This window comes from Echinimonas agarilytica (assembly GCF_023703465.1).
Taxonomy (GTDB): Bacteria; Pseudomonadota; Gammaproteobacteria; order Enterobacterales; family Neiellaceae; genus Echinimonas; species Echinimonas agarilytica.
The window spans coordinates 371,028-390,182 of record NZ_JAMQGP010000003.1; the positions used below are offsets into that span (position 1 = coordinate 371,028).

Annotated in this window: 17 protein-coding genes and 1 other RNA gene; 8 read left to right on the top strand and 10 right to left on the bottom strand. The window is 45.1% G+C overall.

Annotated elements, in window-relative coordinates; all coding sequences use genetic code 11:
• Nucleotides 1-12: 12 nt before the first annotated feature.
• From NAF29_RS08860 to NAF29_RS08870, 3 genes are all read right to left on the bottom strand, one after another.
• Nucleotides 13-771: a hypothetical protein gene (locus NAF29_RS08860; protein WP_251261210.1), complete on the bottom strand. Its 759-nt coding sequence runs from the start codon at nucleotides 769-771 to the stop codon at nucleotides 13-15.
• 71 nt (nucleotides 772-842) lie between these two features.
• Entirely contained in the window at nucleotides 843-1,538 is a 696-nt protein-coding gene (locus tag NAF29_RS08865) for a sensor histidine kinase (protein ID WP_251261211.1), read from the bottom strand.
• A gap of 15 nt (nucleotides 1,539-1,553) precedes the next feature.
• Nucleotides 1,554-3,128 (bottom strand): tetratricopeptide repeat-containing response regulator, encoded by a 1,575-nt coding sequence (locus NAF29_RS08870; RefSeq protein WP_251261212.1) that lies wholly within the window; start codon nucleotides 3,126-3,128, stop codon nucleotides 1,554-1,556.
• Nucleotides 3,129-3,225: 97 nt separating this feature from the next.
• Between NAF29_RS08870 and cysB the strand changes: the two genes are divergently transcribed.
• Nucleotides 3,226-4,200 (top strand): HTH-type transcriptional regulator CysB, encoded by a 975-nt coding sequence (cysB, locus tag NAF29_RS08875; protein WP_251261213.1) that lies wholly within the window; start codon nucleotides 3,226-3,228, stop codon nucleotides 4,198-4,200.
• 1 nt (nucleotide 4,201) lies between these two features.
• On the opposite strand, the gene NAF29_RS08880 is transcribed toward cysB, so the two are convergent.
• From NAF29_RS08880 to pabB, 4 genes are all read right to left on the bottom strand, one after another.
• Entirely contained in the window at nucleotides 4,202-4,612 is a 411-nt protein-coding gene (locus NAF29_RS08880; RefSeq protein WP_251261214.1) for a hypothetical protein, read from the bottom strand.
• Between the two features lie 2 nt (nucleotides 4,613-4,614).
• Complete coding sequence (locus tag NAF29_RS08885) at nucleotides 4,615-5,985, bottom strand: L-serine ammonia-lyase (protein WP_251261215.1); 1,371 nt, start codon at nucleotides 5,983-5,985, stop codon at nucleotides 4,615-4,617.
• Between the two features lie 89 nt (nucleotides 5,986-6,074).
• The gene (locus tag NAF29_RS08890; RefSeq protein ID WP_251261216.1) at nucleotides 6,075-6,683 is read right to left on the bottom strand and encodes an NUDIX hydrolase; all 609 of its coding nucleotides are present in this window, start codon (nucleotides 6,681-6,683) and stop codon (nucleotides 6,075-6,077) included.
• On the bottom strand, nucleotides 6,683-8,071 hold the full coding sequence (gene pabB, locus NAF29_RS08895; RefSeq protein WP_251261217.1) for an aminodeoxychorismate synthase component I: 1,389 nt from the start codon (nucleotides 8,069-8,071) through the stop codon (nucleotides 6,683-6,685). The genes NAF29_RS08890 and pabB overlap by 1 nt, the downstream gene beginning before the upstream one ends.
• A gap of 138 nt (nucleotides 8,072-8,209) precedes the next feature.
• Between pabB and NAF29_RS08900 the strand changes: the two genes are divergently transcribed.
• Complete coding sequence (locus NAF29_RS08900) at nucleotides 8,210-9,736, top strand: fumarate hydratase (protein ID WP_251261218.1); 1,527 nt, start codon at nucleotides 8,210-8,212, stop codon at nucleotides 9,734-9,736.
• Between the two features lie 70 nt (nucleotides 9,737-9,806).
• On the opposite strand, the gene NAF29_RS08905 is transcribed toward NAF29_RS08900, so the two are convergent.
• Complete coding sequence (locus tag NAF29_RS08905; RefSeq protein ID WP_251261219.1) at nucleotides 9,807-10,583, bottom strand: hypothetical protein; 777 nt, start codon at nucleotides 10,581-10,583, stop codon at nucleotides 9,807-9,809.
• 683 nt (nucleotides 10,584-11,266) lie between these two features.
• On the opposite strand from NAF29_RS08905, the gene NAF29_RS08910 reads away from it, so the two are divergent.
• Nucleotides 11,267-12,625, top strand: a complete 1,359-nt coding sequence (locus NAF29_RS08910) for a class II 3-deoxy-7-phosphoheptulonate synthase (RefSeq protein WP_251261220.1) — start codon at nucleotides 11,267-11,269, stop codon at nucleotides 12,623-12,625.
• Between the two features lie 42 nt (nucleotides 12,626-12,667).
• Here NAF29_RS08910 and NAF29_RS08915 read toward each other — a convergent pair whose 3' ends face one another.
• On the bottom strand, nucleotides 12,668-12,979 hold the full coding sequence (locus tag NAF29_RS08915; protein WP_251261221.1) for a hypothetical protein: 312 nt from the start codon (nucleotides 12,977-12,979) through the stop codon (nucleotides 12,668-12,670).
• 113 nt (nucleotides 12,980-13,092) lie between these two features.
• On the opposite strand from NAF29_RS08915, the gene NAF29_RS18400 reads away from it, so the two are divergent.
• The 5 genes from NAF29_RS18400 to NAF29_RS08940 all read left to right on the top strand — a co-directional run bounded on the left by NAF29_RS18400 (nucleotide 13,093) and on the right by NAF29_RS08940 (nucleotide 18,757).
• The gene (locus NAF29_RS18400; protein WP_251261222.1) at nucleotides 13,093-14,925 is read left to right on the top strand and encodes an AsmA family protein; all 1,833 of its coding nucleotides are present in this window, start codon (nucleotides 13,093-13,095) and stop codon (nucleotides 14,923-14,925) included.
• A gap of 54 nt (nucleotides 14,926-14,979) precedes the next feature.
• Nucleotides 14,980-15,076: signal recognition particle sRNA small type (gene ffs, locus NAF29_RS08925), an RNA gene on the top strand.
• Between the two features lie 121 nt (nucleotides 15,077-15,197).
• The gene (locus NAF29_RS08930) at nucleotides 15,198-15,821 is read left to right on the top strand and encodes a TnsA endonuclease N-terminal domain-containing protein (protein WP_191143496.1); all 624 of its coding nucleotides are present in this window, start codon (nucleotides 15,198-15,200) and stop codon (nucleotides 15,819-15,821) included.
• 21 nt (nucleotides 15,822-15,842) lie between these two features.
• Entirely contained in the window at nucleotides 15,843-17,693 is a 1,851-nt protein-coding gene (locus NAF29_RS08935) for a transposase family protein (protein WP_251261223.1), read from the top strand.
• A 2-nt stretch (nucleotides 17,694-17,695) separates the two neighbouring features.
• Nucleotides 17,696-18,757 (top strand): TniB family NTP-binding protein, encoded by a 1,062-nt coding sequence (locus tag NAF29_RS08940; RefSeq protein ID WP_251261224.1) that lies wholly within the window; start codon nucleotides 17,696-17,698, stop codon nucleotides 18,755-18,757.
• Here the strand turns inward: NAF29_RS08940 and NAF29_RS08945 are convergent.
• The gene (locus NAF29_RS08945; RefSeq protein WP_251261225.1) at nucleotides 18,754-19,065 is read right to left on the bottom strand and encodes a helix-turn-helix domain-containing protein; all 312 of its coding nucleotides are present in this window, start codon (nucleotides 19,063-19,065) and stop codon (nucleotides 18,754-18,756) included. The two genes, NAF29_RS08940 and NAF29_RS08945, sit on opposite strands and share 4 nt — an antisense overlap.
• Nucleotides 19,066-19,155 lie beyond the last annotated feature (90 nt).

Consider the following 19,155-nt stretch of genomic DNA (forward strand, 5'->3'; position numbering starts at 1 on the left):
GCGTCAATTGAACTACCATTTTTTCTGAGTGAATTGCTCGTCCTCAGCTGGTGTTTGAACCTTAGCCATGTTTTCCGCTTCGGCTTTTTGGGTGATTTCTTGAATCTGAGCGCGCATGTCGTTGATGCTTGCGATTTTTGATTTCACATAGTCATCGGGCACAGCTACAGATGCAACGATGGCTTCTGCTTTGTCGAGCATTTGTCGGCAGCTACCAATTTGTTGAGTCAACAAAGACGAAGTCGCGCGCGAGACTAAGTTGTCGAGGTTGATTCTTATCATGAGACGATCAATGCGCTTTTCTTCTTCAACAAATATGGCCGGTGGGACGGTGCCCTTGTTGTGTTCGGCACGCAGCAGCAAGCGGAGCTTCTTAATGCCTTGAAGCATTTGTACCGCGTGCTTTTCATTGTCTGGAATCGTAAATGTTGCTTCGGCAATTTCGCGGTAGCCGGTTTTTATATTGGCTTGTTGTTTTTTAATGTCTTTAAGGCGTTGCTTTAAATCATTCGTGGGTGCAACTCGATTCCAGGATTGCAGTGCATTGCCAATACGGTTCAGCAACATCGATACAACGTTTGAGCTCATCGGAATTTTACTGCTGAGTAGCATGACCTCTTCAGTCTCATCGATGATCGCTTTTTGGCGAACAGATTCCTGACGTTTTTCTGTTTCTTTCTTTTCTTTTTGTTGCTGCACTAGGTTTACGACGATCATCAAGACCACCAATAACACAACTAGAGCTACAACAACGAGTGACATACCTGACATTAAGGAATTATCCTATCGCTCAATAAATTATAAAATCTCGGCTTATGCTAACTTTACTCGAAACCGATGAATTAAGGTAGAGTTAATGTAAATACACTGCCGCCGAATCGTCCGCCATTGCGAAGTTGAATATAGCCTCTTTTTGATTCATTTTTGTGAGACTCTGCAATAAGTCCCGCAAAATACAGCCCTAAACCGGTACGTCCGCTTGAAGCTTCAAATTCAGCCATGTCTCCGTGCAAGCTAAAGTTTAGCATTTGTTCTGGGTATCCATCGCCATCATCTTCAATCTGCACCACCAGTTCGTTCTGTGGGGAAATATAAGCTGATAGGGCAATTTGGCGATCACAATAGCGCAGTGCGTTGTTAACAATGTCACTTAATAAATTGCTAATAAGGTCATTGTCGAGGTACCACACTAAGTCGCTATCGACCTCGCAGGTCACTTCGATACCACGGTTGTCAAGATACAGACTGTTCTTAGCCACCATCTCATCGAGAATGTCTGCAATAAAGTTTTCTTCGACATTGAGGGGCAATGACTTTTTCTCAAGCCGGTATAGACCAAGTAGTTGCATTAAATTGGTGTTAACGCGATAAGCTTCATAATGAAGTTTTGCTAATTCTTGTTTTTTCTCATCGGCCATATTTTCGCTGGCAGCAAGTTGCTCAATGGATTGAAGTAGCATAAACAAGCTATTCTTCATATCGTGAACGCACGCGGCTAATACACTTGAAAACTCAATATTCGGTGGCTTTTCGGTCATCAATCGTACTCGTTGTTATAACGCTCTAACTTTATCCAATAAGGTCAGGTAGCGCTGATATCTAGGATTGGTCGGTTGTAATAAACTAAGTTTTTCAAGCAATTGCAAGCATTCTTCACGCACGTTTTGCTTGTTCTTCGAATTGATCGGTTGCTTTAACATGGATTGAATTAAGTTTAATACAATTGCCGTACTTGAGGGGCTTTGTGACAGAGCAATACGGAATGATTGAATTGCTCCCATGAAGTCACCTGCCTCGTAGCACTTCATTCCCTGTTTGTTTTCTTGTGAGTTGGCCGCCAGATGCTCTTGTTCTGCATGCGCTTTTTGGGCGGCTTGTTGTTGTGCTTCTAAGGCTTTTAGTTCGTTGCTGCAGTCGGCGTTGACCAGCGTTCGTTTGAGCATTTGGAGGCTGGTCTCGTCTTGAGACTCTAGTAATTCCTTGGACGATGTCAGTGCCCGTTCTAAATAATGTTTACTTTTTGCTGTGTCGCCCGTGATGTGCGCAAAGCGAGAAATCAATACGTCGTTTTGGACTTGCTCTCGTGTTGAACGCTTGGTTTTCTTTGAAATAATATCGACTTGGCGTTGTGCATCGGCCATGAGCCGGCGGCGGTTGGAACCACTGGCTGTTTTTGAGTGCTCTAGTAACTCGTCTACATACAAAGCGTGATCATCCGCCTCAGACTGAATAGAGTGCTGACCTAATGAAGAAACTTGGCGTAATGCCCTGAGTCGTGCTTGAGGATCGTTCGCAAGCGTTGCTAAATGAGCAGCTTTGCGTTGACGCTTAATCGACAAAGGTGAAATGGCTAAAGCTTTGGACAGGTGCTCTCTGGCTTGAGGGATTTGTTTTTTAAGGGTGTAACATTGCGATATCAAATCATGAATTTCAACCGAGTTAGGATTGTCTTCCAAAGCAATGTGGCCGGTGGCAATGCATTGATCGAACTGTTTAGCCATGAATTGGCTTTGCGCAAGTCCGAGTAAGCACCACTGAGCGGGTCTCAAATCAACAAGTTGCTGGTAGATCTTTTGTGCCTGAAGCGGTTTTTCCTGTTGCAGCAGGGCTTCGGCCATAATCCGATAGCAAATGCCTTTGTACTTATTTCCGTTGGTGATTTTTTGTTTACACAACGCGACAACCTGAGAAAATTCCCGTTCATTTTGCGCCTGATAAATTTCAATTAACTCGGATTTTTGCTCCAACGTTCGGGTCAGGCGGGTTCTAAGGTTGCCTTTGGTAATGGGTTTAGTCATGTAGTCGTCGGGCCTAAACTCTAACGCACCCATCACCATACTTAACGATGTTTCAGCAGTGATTAACACAAAGACAGTGTCGGCTCTAAGCCAACCTTGCAGGCTAATTTCCTCCAATACTTGCTGTCCATTTTGGCTTTTGCCCAAATTATAATCACACAAAACGATATCGTGTTTTTTGGCGGCATATGATGCTGTTGCTTCTTCGCCATTCCGGGCCAAGTCAATATCAGTGCATCCAAAACTCTCCATCATTGACTTCAGAGAAACTCTAAATTCAGAGAAATCATCAACGATGAGCGCTTTCTTATTCAGAAATAATTCGTACATTTTGCCTTTTCAATGGTCAAGGGCTTGGAGAAAATGCCTCAGGAACATACACTAAGTCTAATTACATTCGGTGTAATAGCCAACTTAAGGGGTTCTGATGAAGTTACAGCAGCTCAGATACATCGTCGAAGTCTTCAATCACAATCTCAATGTTTCTGCTACAGCAGAAAGTTTATATACGTCTCAGCCCGGAATTAGCAAACAAGTTCGCATGCTTGAAGACGAACTTGGAGTGCAAATTTTTGGCCGAAGCGGTAAACATTTAAGCCATGTGACTCCTGCTGGCATTGAAATTCTAGACGTTGCTCGTTCGATGCTAGAGCAAGCCGATAGTATACGCGCGATTGCGCAAGAGCATACTAAGCCCGATCAAGGCTTGCTCAATATAGCCACCACTCATACTCAAGCTCGCTACGCATTGCCGGAAGTGATCAAGGGGTTTATCGAGCGTTATCCAAAAGTAAGTCTCAACATGCACCAAGGTACACCTGTGCAAATTAGTGAAGTTGCGGCCAAAGGCGAAGCCGATTTCGCCATTGCGACCGAAGCCATGCATTTATACCAGGATCTGGTGCGCTTACCTTGTTATCACTGGACTCGTTCATTAGTCGTTCGTTCAGATCATCCTTTAGCTCGAAGCAGCAATATTACCGTTGACGAATTAGCTGAATTTCCACTCGTGACTTATGTATTTGGCTTTACAGGACGTTCAGAGCTTGATGAAGCATTTGCAAAAGCAGGACGCAAACCTCACATTGTATTTACGGCCACCGATGCTGACGTGATCAAAACCTATGTGAGGTTAGGGTTAGGGGTAGGAGTCATCGCAACGATGGCAATCGACAATGAGATCGATCGTGATCTTGTGACGATTAATGCGAATCACTTGTTTGAGCCGAGCACCACAAATATTTGTTTCCGTAAAGGAACCTTTATGCGTGGTTATATGTATGATTTTATTGAACGCTTTGCGCCCCATCTCACAAGAGATGTGGTGGATGAAGCCATTGCATTAAGTCATACAGAAGACTGCATGAACATGTTTAAGAACATGACCTTACCGGTACGCTAATTTAGTGGTAACGCGTGCTGACAATACGGTCGCATAATTCTGTAGGCCCTTTTGGCGTTAATTGCGTGGCTGTTTTATTGGCGTCGAATTGGACTTGTAGCACGCAACGTTCTTCTGTTTCATCACCATAAATAGTTGTGCCAACTGAGCCTCCAACATTACTCCCAAAACCACCCAGACCGAGCGATATGCTTGGGCCTGATTTGGTCTGAGCGGCCTGCCATTCGGCAAAGCCTGTTTCTGTCTCAAATGATTGTCGAGCGGGTAATCCCCAAGCTTGAACTAATTCGTCAAAACTGGCGCCGCGCCATTCTTCCAGCCGTTGAGGCAATGGCTTTGATGGGGCTGTAGTCTGGCAAGCTTGCAGCAATAACACCGCTGCACAGGTATATAAAATTTTCTTTATAGGCATAGTTAGCATTCGATAATGTTGACTGCGAGACCGCCGCGAGCTGTTTCTTTGTATTTAGATTTCATATCGCGGCCTGTATCTCGCATGGTTTTAATGACTTTGTCCAATGAGACTTTGTTGAGTCCGGAACCTCGTAATGCAAGACGCGAGGCGTTAATGGCTTTAATCGCTCCCATTGCATTTCGTTCGATGCAAGGCACTTGAACCAGACCACCTACTGGATCACAGGTTAACCCTAAATTGTGTTCCATACCAATTTCAGCTGCATTTTCGATTTGAGCAGGAGTGCCGCCCATAATCGCAGTGAGTGCCGCGGCGGCCATTGAACAGGCCACTCCAACTTCACCTTGGCAACCGACCTCTGCACCTGAAATACTTGCATTGTATTTATATAGGGTACCAATGGCTGTTGCCGTTAAAAAGAACTCTTCTAAGGTTTCATCGTCGGTGTCGCCAATAAAGTGTCGGTAATAGGCAAGCACCGCTGGAATCACTCCCGCAGCACCATTAGTGGGGGCGGTGACCACTCGGCCTCCTGCTGCATTTTCCTCGTTCACTGCCAGCGCATAAAGATTGACCCAGTCCATTGCGTTTAGTGGATCGGATGTATTGTGGCGCTCGGCTTTAAGTTGTCGGGCCAGCTGTGGGGCACGCCTTTGTAATTTTAATCCCCCGGGCAAAAGCCCCTGCACACGGCATCCTCGTACAATACTTTGCTCCATGACGTCAGAGATGTTACGGATGTGTGCCATCGCGTCGCTGGAAGCTGCCAGCTGTGCTTCGTTGGCCTTCACTAATGATGCAATTGAGAGGCCTAATTGCTGGCAGTGAGCGAGCAGCTCTGAACAGGTGGTAAAAGGGTATGGTAATGCTTGTGGATATTGTTGTTCAGTGGATGGATTAAAGGCTTCATCGCTAACAATAAAACCGCCACCAATGGAGTAATAAACCTGTTGTGATAAGAGTTTGGTGCCATCAAATGCACTAAACATCATGCCATTACTGTGTTTAGGTAACGATTTACGGAAGTGGAAGGTTATCGCGCCTTTATTAGGGAATGCACTCCAATGCTGGTCGAGCAGCTTGAGTTGTTGAGAGCGGTCAACTTCAGTGAGAATCGAATCTACAGCATCAATATCGACAGATTCAGGCAAAAAGCCTGCGAGTCCTAAAATGACCGCTTTACCTGAGCCATGACCTTTACCCGTTTGCCCCAGAGAACCGTATAACTCTGTCTTAATATGGCTAACATGGCCAAGTGTGTTCGTTTGCGCTAATTGAGTGACAAATGCATGAGCGGCCTTCATGGGCCCCACGGTGTGAGAGCTACTTGGCCCAATGCCGACGGTAAACATTTCTCGAACACTGATCATCTAAATATCCGTTGGTACAATTTTAAGACCAGAATGATACTAGCGGTGGATGAAGCTAAGGCGCAAATAACAGCTTCATATCCGACTTACTATCGCTGTAAAGGATAACGTGCGGCTCGCTCAGAGCTAACATTAATGCCCTTGATGTGGCTGTAAAGCGTATGAATAATACCGGCTGTAACCCCCCAAATGTAGTGCCCGTTCCATGCGATCCAATATACATCTAATATGCGATGACCTTTTTGAATAGGCAGGCAGACGTGATGACGTGCATCAAGCAAAAACGACAACGGCACACTAAAACTAGAGTCAACTTCATCAGGGCTGAGTTTCAGTGTTGGAAATTGTTCAAAAACACCCAAAAAAGGGGTGATCTCAAAGCCACTATTTGAAATGTAACGAGGAAGCGAACCTAAGACATAGTCTGGTTTAGCGCCTATTTCTTCAATGCATTCGCGCACTGCTGTATGGCAAAGCGTTGGATCGGAGTGGTCGTGTCTGCCTCCAGGAAAGCTGATTTGTCCACCGTGGTGACGAAGATGTGCGGCCCTAATAGTGAAGAGCACGTCGTAATCGTCGCCATTTTTTATTAATGGAATAAGCACTGCAGCTTGATGGTCAAAATCTGCTTGATGATCGGCAATTGATATTGGACTTAAGCAATAGCGCGACAGGATATGTTGCTGATAATGGGACATCAAAGAGCGCTCAACAAAGGTAAAATTCGACTGACTTTGTCGATGGTTTCTTGATATTCATCGTTACACTGACTGTCGGCCACCAAACCACCTCCAGCCCAGCAATAGATTGTATTTGGGTCACATACCAGCGTTCTAATCGCGATATTGGTGTCCATGGTGCCATCAACTGAGATGTACCCGATGGCGCCGCAATACACACTGCGGCGGTTAGGTTCGAGCTCTTCAATAATCTCCATCGCCCGTATTTTGGGCGCGCCTGTAATGGAGCCTCCGGGAAAACATGCTGCGAGCAAATCATATACGCTATGCGATGGATTTAAATCGGCAGTCACGGTGGAGACTAAATGGTGCACCGCTGGAAAGCTTTCAATTTCGAACAATCCTGGCACATCTACCGTCCCGGGAGCCGCCACACGTCCAATATCATTGCGCAGCAAATCCACAATCATTAAGTTTTCAGCGCGATCTTTTTCTGAATTTTGGAGCGCAACCTTTTCGCTCTGATCCGCTTGTGGCGATTCTTTGCGGGGACGAGTGCCTTTGATGGGCTTCGTTTGAATTTTTTGTCCGTCACATCGAATGAAACGTTCAGGTGAAACACTTAGCACTTGGCCTTCGGTACCATTAACAAAAGCTGAGAAAGGGCCCTTATTGTGCTGGCGAAGGGCACAATAGGCAGCAAAAGGGGAGCCGGTAAAATGGGCTTGGTGTCGTTGAGCTAAGTTGACCTGATAACAATCACCCGCGTGCAAATAATCTTGGACACGGGAGAATTTGTTGGCATATTCAGCGGCTGTCATGTTTGACTTCCACTCGGAAGTCAGTTGGAACTGAGCGCTGTACTCATTCGGTGAATGGGATTTTAATTCGCTTGCTAGGGCTTCTGCACTTGGCGCATGCCCCACCACAACAACGCGCTGTTGTACCATATCGATAATGAGTGCTGCGTTATACCAGCCCATTTTGATATCGGGCAAACGAATATCGTCTCGGGCGCGTTCTGGTAAAGACTCCAAATAACGGCCTGCATCATATCCCCAATACCCGAGCCATCCGCCTTTGAATGGCAGTGAGTCGGACTCCGGTACCGACCATGCCATTTGCTGGGCGATAAACTCTAATATTTTAAACGGTTGGCCTTCAATCTGTTTAGGTATCGAGGGCAACGAACGTTGCGTATGCGGATGAAGTTTGACCTCATGATGGTGCGCTGTCAGTGTGAGTTCGGGTTTGCGGGCAATAATATGATAACGGCTATCTTGATGGTCCGAACTAGCGGAATCCAGCCAGGCAAAGCCTTTTTCGTGGGCGTATTGATGAGCAACAACTTGAGGATCGCCAAATTGGTTCCAATCCATTTCAATGATTGCTGCTTGCGACTTCATATCTATGATTTTTCCCTAATATTGATTTGTTGACTGGTGCCTAAATCGGACCGAAGGTATTATACGCTTGCCTTATAAAACATCTACCTGAACCCGAGGAGCGGATAAGGCTCTAAGGTCTGAATTCGGAATAATAAAATGACAATAATTCGCCAAGACGACTTAATCGAAAGCATCGCAGATGCGCTTCAGTACATTAGCTATTACCACCCTTTAGATTTCGTAAATGCGCTCGCAGAAGCCTATGAGAAAGAGCAGTCTCAAGCTGCCAAAGATGCGATTGCTCAAATTTTAATTAACTCTCGGATGTCGGCCGAAGGTCGTCGTCCAATTTGCCAAGACACTGGGATCGTGACCTGCTTTGTAAAAGTGGGAATGAAAGTTCAGTGGGATGGTGATTTAACTTTACAAGAAATGGTCGACGAAGGCACTCGTCGCGCATACAACCATCCTGATAACCCACTTCGAGCATCCATTGTTGCCGATCCAAATGGTAAACGTTCCAATACGGGGGATAACACTCCTTCGGTTGTTCACACTGAATTGGTGGCGGGTGATCAGATTGAAGTAATGATTGCTGCCAAAGGCGGTGGATCTGAGAACAAAAGTAAAATGGTCATGTTGAATCCATCAGATGATGTTGTTGAATGGGTTCTTAAAACACTTCCAACCATGGGAGCCGGATGGTGCCCTCCAGGTATGATTGGTATTGGTATCGGTGGCACGGCAGAAAAAGCGGCAGTGTTGGCCAAAGAGTCATTAATGGATCCTGTTGACATTCAAGCCTTGATTGAAAAAGGCGCTGAAAACGCCGATGAACAATTGCGATTAGATTTGTATGACAAAGCCAACAAGTTGGGCATTGGCGCGCAGGGCCTTGGGGGTTTAACGACTGTGGTTGATGTAAAAGTTAAAACAGCACCCACGCATGCGGCGTCTAAACCTGTGTGTATGATCCCAAATTGTGCCGCGACTCGTCACGTGCATTTCCACCTTGATGGCACAGGCCCTGCCGAACTCCCTACACCGAAAGTAACTGATTGGCCTGAGATCACATGGGAAGTAGGCGAGGGGGTGCGCCGAGTCAATCTTGATACCTTGAACAAAGAAGACATCAAAGAGTGGAAGACGGGTGAAACGGTATTATTATCTGGTAAAATTCTAACCGGTCGAGATGCTGCTCACAAGCGCATCCAAGAAATGTTAAACAATGGCGAAGGCTTGCCAAACGGTGTGGATTTTACGAACAAGTTTATTTACTACGTTGGCCCTGTGGATGCCGTTGGTGATGAAGCTGTAGGACCTGCTGGCCCAACAACGTCGACTCGTATGGATAAATTTACCGACATGATGCTCGAACAGACCGGTGTGATTGGCATGATTGGTAAAGCTGAACGTGGCCCTGCGACGGTTGAAAGCATCAAACAACATGAGTCAATTTATTTGATGGCCGTTGGCGGTGCTGCGTACTTAGTGTCTAAGGCGATCAAAAAGGCCCGCGTCGTTGCGTTTGAAGATTTGGGAATGGAAGCCATTTACGAATTTGAAGTGGAAGACATGCCTGTGACCGTTGCTGTCGACAGTTCAGGAGATAATGCCCATGTTAGGGGACCAGCGTTATGGAAAGCGAAAATAGCAGACTTAGACGCTAAATTGTCGTCTTAATGGAGCACAATTTGTTGGCAACAAAAAGCCGGTCATCGACCGGCTTTTTTACTTTTAAGAACCGTGATTGTTAACTTCGACGAGCACGAGAAAGGGCGATTAAGGCCAATGTGATCATAGCGATTGATGTTGGCTCCGATACATGGTGTGCCGGCAATGCTGGGCCGAATGCTGGCGATGATCTAAGCGGCAAAAACGGTGGTTGATAGTCTCGAAATAAGACAACTCGAACTGGGTCATAGTCGATTGCACGTCGGGTTAGAGATGATGCGACGGACTCCGTATACTGAGTCGGAAATATACTCACTTCGGCTCTGTCTTCATTGACTAAGACACTTCCAATATTTCTATCTTCACGGCCTGCTGGGGCATTGACTACACTATTTGGCGCAAGCTGAAACAAACCGTAGCTATAGGTGTCTTTGTAAAAGTCTTTAGAGCCGAACATCAAGTCGTAAAATAGTGTTGAACTGTCTTCTTGCTGATGTGCTTCTCGCGAATCAAACTTCAAGTCGCAAGGGGTTTTAGCCGTGTCGGTACAACTTGCTTCGTCGGTCCAAGTTCCACGGAAGTTTGCACTGCTTAAAAACGACAAAACATCATCTAACCCGGCGATTGACCAGCCAAAAAATGAGCTCGAGGAATCATTGAGTGCTGTATTCAATGAGTCCCACGTAAAAGCTTGTTGGTAGTCCCACATCATCCATTCTGTATTGTTGGCAGAATCGAAAACAATATTAGAGGACTCGTCGCGGCTCAATTCGCCAATTGTGAGTAGTGCTGCTGATGATGGCATCGACATCAGCACAACGGATGTCATCATCAAAAACTTAGCTAGTTTGTTCATACATCTTTTCCCAAAACGCCAAAAATTGGCCGGTAAAATCAAATTCAAAATGAGTGGGTTGGTTCTGCGTCCAATACTCCACCTATAAATACTGTCAGTTAACGTATGTTGACGTGTCAATTTGCTGCGTTTGCCCATGTCGGTTGTTTAGATAATTCATGAACAACTAATCAAGTAATCATTGATCTCAGTCAATTTTTGCCCAAGATACAGTTTTTTTGATGAGTTTGTACTCTAAATGTTAAATACATGCGTCAAATTTGTGACAGGCGTCAATAATGTCGTTATTGCGGCTAATTACTTATTTTTAAGCAATAATCTTTGATTTTTGGCTTTGTGGGCTAGTATGTGAGGTTGCTTTGAAGTCACTAATGAGTGACATTTAGATGATTTTTATATCTGCCAAATTTGAGGGTAGGACTTATTGTTATTTTGACCAGATAGTTTTCAATAAGCCCTAAAAGTACCGTCTGCTGGCTTGCAGTCTCAAGGTTGTTGTGTGCGATAGGGCAGCTTTGCGGTTGCTCAATTTGTAAACCAACGAGTGATGCAAATGTTAGATGTGTCAAATATACGCACCAAATTTACGCTTGGGCTATGCATGTCATATTTTACAGCTAAGCTGTACTTCACTTGTTAATCCGTATAATGAACGTTCTAAATTACTAGTCGGTACAATAATTATGAGTCAATGGAGCCCCGAGAGCTGGCGTACAAAGCAGGCGATGCAGCTGCCTAATTACCCAGACCTATCAAAACTTAATGCAGTTGAGCAACATTTAGCCAACCAACCCCCGTTAGTCTTTGCGGGTGAGGCTCGAGCTTTGAAAAATGATTTAGCACGTGTATCGCGTGGCGAAGCATTTCTGTTGCAAGGTGGGGACTGTGCCGAAAGCTTCACTGAATTTAGAACCAGTCATATTCGTGATACGTTTAAAGTTATGCTGCAAATGGCAGTGGCCTTGACCTTTGCGGGTCAAAGCCCAGTGGTTAAGATTGGTAGAATTGCTGGTCAATTTGCTAAGCCGCGCTCGGCTGATCTAGAGCAAATCGATGGTGTTTCTTTGCCGTCATATCGCGGCGATATTATTAATGATATCGCTTTCACCGAATCGAGCCGCATCCCTGACCCTGAGCGTATGGTAGCAGCATACAATCAATCGACCTCGACGCTTAATTTACTTCGCGCATTCGCTCAAGGCGGTTTAGCCGATTTGCATCAAATTCATAAATGGAATTTGGATTTTGTAGCGAAGAGCCCGTTAAGCGAACGTTATCAAAACCTCGCTCATCGCATTGATGAATCGTTAGCCTTCATGAATGCGTGTGGCTTAAACTCATCGAACACACCGCAGTTGCATGAAACGACCCTTTATACGTCGCATGAAGCGTTATTGTTGCCTTATGAGCAAGCGTTGACTCGTTGCGATAGCTTAACTGGCGAGTGGTACGACTGCTCTGCTCATATGCTGTGGATTGGTGATCGTACTCGACAGCCAGACGGCGCTCACGTCGAGTTTTGCCGTGGCGTGAAAAACCCCATCGGTCTTAAAGTAGGACCAACCACGCAAATGGATGACTTGAGACGTTTAGTCGATATCTTAAACCCTGAAAATGAGGAAGGTCGATTGAACTTAATTGTCCGAATGGGGGCTGACAAAGTTGCAGATCACCTGCCTGAGATTATCCGTACTGTCAAAAAAGAGGGTTATAGCGTTGTTTGGAGCAGTGACCCAATGCACGGCAATACGATAAAAGCGGATACTGGCTATAAGACGCGACGAGTTGATGCGATCTTACGAGAAGTAACGCAATTCTTCCAAATTCATGGTTCAGAAGGCACTTATCCGGGCGGTGTTCATTTTGAAATGACTGGACGAGATGTGACTGAGTGTGTGGGAGGTGCGTTTGATATTACTGAGCATGATCTCGCGGAGCGCTATCATACCCATTGTGATCCTCGCTTGAATGCAGACCAAGCGCTTGAGTTGGCATTTTTGATTGCAGAGCACATCAAGGAAGCTCGCGCAGCCATTCGTTAATGTGCCTCACGTGTGTATCAAAAGGCTGCCTTGTGCAGCCTTTTATCGTTTAGGGCTTGCAAGCCCTGTTTTTGCCTCTGTTTTATCGAGTATAGCGGAGTGTTGCTGTTGGAGTGTTGTCAGGAGTTGCTGCCACGTATGGCATTGGCCATGCTCCGTTCTAAGTTGAGCGAGTCTACTGGGCGTTATACCAAGCGTAAAGCTGGGCACAGCGTTAGCACTTTGCTCTGAACTTATATGTTGATGAAGACCCACATACCGGTCGATCGAGTCGGCGCATTGCTGCTCAGTCATGGCAAAACTTGTGGTTGAAAAGAGTAAAGTGGCCACTGCGACGATAAGCTTATTATTCATCACTTCAACGAATCCCTTTGTCTTAAATTAATAACACACTAGACAATGAGTTATCATAATTTGCAACTATTCTTAGTTACATCTGTTGAGTCTGCTAACAAAGGAAGCGCGCAGTGAAAAAACTACTCTACGTTTTAGGTGGGTTGATTGTTGTGATAGTCGTGGCTGGAGCCATTTTTATTTCAACGTTTGATCCCAATGAATACAAGCCCCAAATTAGTGGTGCGGTTAAAGATGCAACAGGTCGTGATTTGACTATTGCTGGGGATATCGGTTGGAAAATATTTCCATCATTTGGCCTCGCGTTGTCCCAGGTTTCTTTGTCAAATCCAGAAGGCTTCAGCCAACCAGAAATGGCAACGCTGAATTCGCTTTCAGTGTCTGTGGCCGTCATGCCACTGTTGAGTGGCAACCTTAAAGTCGATTCGGTGTCACTGGATGATGTGAACCTGAATCTGATCACCCTCAAAGACGGTACGAATAATTTATCTGATTTGACTCAAAGTGATGGCGCCGAAGAAAACGCAGAAAATACAGAGAAAGCTGCATCAAGCCCTTTGAATTCGATTGAACTTGGCAAAATCACCATCAACAACGTTGATGTGAAAATTTCAAATCAGCAAGCAGGAACTGAGCAGAAAATTACGTTAGAGCAACTGGTTTTATCTAAATTTGTGCCCGGAGAACGTTCGGACGCGTCTATGAAATTGCAGATCGTAGCCGATGGTACTCAGGTAAATGTAGAAACAGATGCCGCGATTACCATTGCCAAAGCATTTGATGTGATTGAGTTACATGCGCTTGAGTTGCAAGCCCAACTTCAAGGTCCATCAATTCCAAATGGTAAGATGGTGAAGCGCATTGCAGGGCATGGTCTTATTGATTTAAACGGCCCGAGTGTTGATTTAAAAGACATCGAGATAGACGTAGAAAGCCTTAAAGGGACAGGGTGGTTTAAGCTTCAGCAGGCGGCTGTTCCTGATATTCAATTTGCTTTAGCGTTCGACACTCTCAATGTTGATGATTTTGTTGATGATTCTGCATCAAAAACTAAAGAATCGGATAATCAGTCATCAGAGCCAACAAACCCAGATGCTGAGCCAGACCTTACGGTGTTGAACAGTTTTAATGTTGATGGTGATCTAACCTTCAGTAAAGTTCTAGCGGCTGGTTTGACCGTGTCGAATGTGAAATTGCATGCCAATCTAAAGAATGGAAAGTTGGTGGCTAATCCGCTGCATGCTGATTTGTACCAAGGCACATTGGACTCCAAAGTGACATTAAATGCTCAAGCGCCAGTTTCATCCTATACGGTTGGGGTCAATCTCAAGGGTGTTGAGGCTCAACCCATGCTCACTGATTTGGCCGAATTTGAAATGCTTTCGGGCAATGCCAACTTTGAAATGACAGTGCGTGGCAAAGGGTTGTCGACCAATAAGCTCAAAGCAGGGAGTGCGGGAGCGGGTAAATTCTGGTTTGCCGATGGCGCGGTTCATGGCGTGAATGTGGCGCAGATGATTCGCTCGGCCAAATCAATGCTCAAAGGAGAATCTGGCGAATCAGAAGTCAAAAAAACTGATTTTAGTGAACTCAGTGGTAGCTTTACTCTTGCTAAAGGGTTGGTCACCAATCCTGATTTGAAACTCTCGTCTCCATTATTGCGGGTTGACGGCAAGGGCACTTTTGACGTTATTAAAAGCTATATCGACTATGCAGCGACCACCGAATTGGTTGCGACATCAAAAGGTCAAGGTGGCAAAGAAGCTAATGACTTAGCGGGTATTAAAATACCCCTGAAGATTTCAGGAACTCCAGATGACTTAAAATATGGCCTTGATATGGAAGCTGCACTTAAAGGTGATTTGGAAGAGAAGCTTGAAAAAGAAAAAGAGAAGGGGATAGAGAAACTATCTGAAAAACTCGGAGGCTTTTTAGGCGGTCTTTAGTTGTTGCATCTGAGGCGTGTATTGGTGATAATGCTCGCCGCTTTATGGTGGCCCTTCGGGTCCCCCCGCATTGATAGTTTGTGAACCTGGTCAGATCCGGAAGGAAGCAGCCACAGCAAATGACTCAAGTGCCGGGGTGTGGCTTGTTGGGCTGCCACCCTTGATGTTTGCATCAAAAGATTGCATAAATTGCAAAGAAGTTTGCAAATTTGCACACTAAGTCTGCATAAACTACTTTTTGTTGTAGGTTTACAACAAAACGGTAGCCTGACATGTACGACCAAACCAAAAAATCCTCTCATGTCCACAACATCTGCAAGTTTATGAGCTTGAAGAATGATGCTGTTGTGCGCACCCAATCTCTCCTTGAGTTTGATTTTTGCTTCCACCTTGAATACAACTCAGATATCGCTCGCTACCACTCTCAGCCTTTCGGATTTCAATATCGTTTCAACAATCGTCTTTGTCGCTACACGCCAGATTTTCTTGTAGAAAGCAGAAACTCTGAAGCTGCTTTCTTTGAGGTGAAACACTCAAGCCAAATTCTCAAACCCGACTTTCGGGCCAGATTTGCCGAAAAACAGCGCATTTCGTTAGGCGAGCATGGAAAGCGTTTGATTCTCGTAACCGAAAAGCAAATCCGGCTAGACCCAGTGATCGGCAACCTTAAGTTGTTGCACCGCTACTCGGGCCTGCAAACAATCACCGAGGTACAAAAAGCAATATTAAAGTTCGTGCGAAAACATCAGCGCGTGACCTTGTTGGACGTTGCTTTATCACTAGGAACTTCTGAGAGTGAAACCCTCATTTCAGCATTGTCATGGATTTCTAACGGCACACTAAAAACCAACATTCGCAACACTGCGTTCGGCTTAGATAGCGTTGTGTGGAGTTAACTTGATATGGGTGATGGCGGTATGTTTGACTTCATCGATGAGATGGCTGCCAGCGAACAGCAATTTGATGCGCAACCAGAGTTAGCATCGAATGTTATCGCCCCACCGCCTAAACTTTCTGAACCAAGCTTTGATTCAATTCCCCCGAACCTGCAACAGGAAGCGATGCAACGACTGAAAATCATTCATTTTGTTGCAAATCGCCTAGATGGCGGCTGGACCGAAAAAAACATCAAACCATTACTAACGCTCGTTGAAAAACAGTTAGATATATCTCCACCAAGTTGGCGGACGCTTGTAAATTGGAAAAAGGCTTACTTTGAGTCTGGCAAATCAGTGGATGCATTAATTCCAAAGCACCGTTCCAAGGGAAACCGTCAAATGGTGCGCGATTCACAGTGGCTGGTTGATGAGGCAATTAGAACGAAGTATCTGAGCAGAGAAAGAGTCTCTATTGCTGCGACTTACCGTTATTACAAGAGTCGAGTCATAATTGAAAACCGCTCGATTGTTGAGGGGAAAATCAAACCTCTTAGCCAACGTGCGTTTTACCAGCGGGTGAATAGTCTTCCTCCGTATGATGTTGCTGTAGCAAGGTTTGGTAAGCGTTATGCGGATCGAGAGTTTAGAACCGTTGGCCAGCAAATTCCTGCAACTAAACCAATGGAGTACGTTGAAATTGACCATACTCCAGTTCCTGTAATTCTTATTGATGATGAGCTGGATGTTTCTCTCGGACGGCCTTACCTGACGATGCTCTATGATCGCTTCAGTAAGTGTATTGTTGGTCTGAGCGTTAATTTCAGAGAGCCTAGTTATGACTCAGTCCGGAAAGCTCTGCTCAATACCTTGCTTGATAAGTCGTGGCTGCGAAAAAAATATCCGTCAATAAAAAATGAGTGGCCTTGCTGCGGTAAAATTGACTACTTAATTGTTGATAATGGCGCTGAATTTTGGAGTGCTAGCCTTGAAGAATCACTTAAACCCTTAGTGACTGACATTCACTACAGCCAAGCAGCAAAACCTTGGCGCAAAACCGGCATTGAAAAACTATTTGATCAACTCAACAAGGGGCTCATCAATGAAATGCCGGGGAAAACGTTCACCAACCCCACGCAGCTCGAAGATTACGACCCCAAAAAAGAGTCAGTGATTCGAATCTCAACGTTTATGGAGCTTGTTCACAAATGGATTGTCGACCATTACCACATGACGCCAGATGCCCGAGTCCGCGCAATCCCTTACCATACTTGGAAAGGCTCTGAATGGCCTCCAATTACATACAATCAAGAAGAAGCCGTCCGTTTGAGTATAGAACTCGGTTTGCTAAACATTTCTACCGTCAGGCAAAACGGCATCAATATACACGGGCTGCGCTATCAGTCGGATGAGTTAAACAATTATCGAAAATACACGCCTGCTTTAAACGGCAGCCTTCAGGTAAAAACCAAGACCGATCCATCTGATATTAGTGCGATTTATGTCTACCTAGAACAAGAAGAGCGCTATATCAAGGTTCCTGCTGTAGATGTCACTGGTTACACCAAAGAGCTATCTCTTTTTGAACACAAGGTGATTCAACAAGTAAATCGGACTAACACCAGAGCAATGGTGGACGAAGAGGATTTGGCTGATACAAGAATGTATCTAGAGCAACGAATCCAACAAGACACAAAAAGGATTGCGGAGCGACAAACGAACAAAGCTTCCAGAACCAAAACTGGCAATACATCCAAATTAGCCAAAATCCGGGATGTTGGCAGTGATGGGCCAACGACCATAGTTTCTAAAGCCATTCAAACCCCAAACTCGTCGCACGAACATCCTTCGAGTTCTCTCGATGATGATCTTGGCGATATTGAGGGCTATTAAAATTGAAGAATCTAAGTCCCTCGCAACTTGAGCAGTTATCTACATTTGCCAACTGCTACATTGAGTACCCTCAAATAACCGAAATATATGACATATTTGATCAGCTTCGGTTTCAACATTCGCTAGGGGCTGAGGCGGAATCATTTCTTTTAACTGGTGAGGCTGGCTCAGGAAAGTCAGCGCTAATAGCGAATTACTTATCTCGCTTTAAAACTTCCGCAGGTAGCTTCGCGAAAACGCCGGTTTTGTCATCCCGTGTTCCGAGTAAAATATCCGAACGTAATTCCTTAGTCCAATTGTGTATCGATTTAGGCCAAAACACGGGATTTCGTCCTACAAGAGGTCGCATTGATATAGCGCTTGCCAAAGGCCTTGTGGTTCAGCTTAAACGTAAATCGGTAGAGTTAATCATCCTCAATGAAGTTCAAGAATTGGTTGAGTATTCATCTCCTAAACAGCGGCAGGAGATCGCGAATGCGTTTAAGTACATCAGTGAAGAGGCCAATGTATCTTTTGTGCTCTTAGGGATGCCGTATGCAGAAATTATAGCGGAAGAGCCCCAATGGAATTCCCGTCTAACGTGGCGGCGAGAGTTGGAGTACTTCAAGCTGATACACACGCTCGAAGAGTCAGGAAAAATTGAGCATCGAATCGATACAGAAAAAAAGCGCCACTTTGCGATGTTTGTGGCTGGGTTAGCGTCAAGAATGGGCTTTGAGGATAAGCCAAACCTGACAAGTAATGACGTTCTTTATCCGCTATTTGCAATGTCGAAGGGCGAACCGAGAGCTTTAAAGAACTTCCTGCAATATGCGTTGATGCTGAGCCTTCAACAAGACGCTCCACTCGATAAAGCCATACTGGCCATAGCTTTTGAGCAAAAGTTTAAGCAAGATAAAAACCCTTTTACCACATCGCTAGACGATCTTGGCTTGAGTCAAATTCAGGCCAGTTCTAGCTATAACATCACGGCTACGAATGATGAGGACAAACTTCTGAAACCTCGGTTTAGTGACCATCTGTCACTGAGCACGCTACTTAGCAAAAAGCCACTTAAAGCCTAGCCTGATTGTTTCGTCAAATCTTCGAGTAACTTGCTTTGTTGTTGAGGGCTTAATTTAGCGATTGCACAGGCTAATTCTGCGCTTAGGTCATCATCGCAAAAAAAGTAATTGAGCGGCACATTGAGCTCTTGTGCCATTCGCCGCAAAGTTCCTATGTCGGGCATGTGTCGGCCTTTTTCATAGTGGTTCATGCGGCCACTTGCTGAGCTTTCCTCCATGCCAATTTTTACCCCTAGTTCCTTTTGAGTAATCTTGGCTTTTTTACGGGCGGCTTTGAGCCTCGCTGGGATCGGGTTTTCGTTGAACACTTATTCATCATCAAACAACCGTTAGGTAACTTAGATTGTCTAAGTTTTGCTGATTTCTGTATACTTAGCAATCCTAAGTTTTATCAAGGT

Excerpts from the sequence above, each read along its gene's own strand:
- NAF29_RS08910 (WP_251261220.1), top strand. The coding sequence starts at position 11,267 with ATGAGTCAATGGAGCCCCGAGAGCTGGCGTACAAAGCAGGCGATGCAG.
- NAF29_RS08900 (WP_251261218.1), top strand. The coding sequence starts at position 8,210 with ATGACAATAATTCGCCAAGACGACTTAATCGAAAGCATCGCAGATGCG.
- NAF29_RS08890 (WP_251261216.1), bottom strand. The coding sequence starts at position 6,683 with ATGTCCCATTATCAGCAACATATCCTGTCGCGCTATTGCTTAAGTCCA.
- cysB (WP_251261213.1), top strand. The coding sequence starts at position 3,226 with ATGAAGTTACAGCAGCTCAGATACATCGTCGAAGTCTTCAATCACAAT.
- pabB (WP_251261217.1), bottom strand. The coding sequence starts at position 8,071 with ATGAAGTCGCAAGCAGCAATCATTGAAATGGATTGGAACCAATTTGGC.
- NAF29_RS08885 (WP_251261215.1), bottom strand. The coding sequence starts at position 5,985 with ATGATCAGTGTTCGAGAAATGTTTACCGTCGGCATTGGGCCAAGTAGC.
- NAF29_RS08870 (WP_251261212.1), bottom strand. The coding sequence starts at position 3,128 with ATGTACGAATTATTTCTGAATAAGAAAGCGCTCATCGTTGATGATTTC.
- NAF29_RS08865 (WP_251261211.1), bottom strand. The coding sequence starts at position 1,538 with ATGACCGAAAAGCCACCGAATATTGAGTTTTCAAGTGTATTAGCCGCG.
- NAF29_RS08860 (WP_251261210.1), bottom strand. The coding sequence starts at position 771 with ATGTCAGGTATGTCACTCGTTGTTGTAGCTCTAGTTGTGTTATTGGTG.
- NAF29_RS08905 (WP_251261219.1), bottom strand. The coding sequence starts at position 10,583 with ATGAACAAACTAGCTAAGTTTTTGATGATGACATCCGTTGTGCTGATG.
- NAF29_RS08935 (WP_251261223.1), top strand. The coding sequence starts at position 15,843 with ATGTTTGACTTCATCGATGAGATGGCTGCCAGCGAACAGCAATTTGAT.
- NAF29_RS08880 (WP_251261214.1), bottom strand. The coding sequence starts at position 4,612 with ATGCCTATAAAGAAAATTTTATATACCTGTGCAGCGGTGTTATTGCTG.
- NAF29_RS08915 (WP_251261221.1), bottom strand. The coding sequence starts at position 12,979 with ATGAATAATAAGCTTATCGTCGCAGTGGCCACTTTACTCTTTTCAACC.
- NAF29_RS08930 (WP_191143496.1), top strand. The coding sequence starts at position 15,198 with ATGTACGACCAAACCAAAAAATCCTCTCATGTCCACAACATCTGCAAG.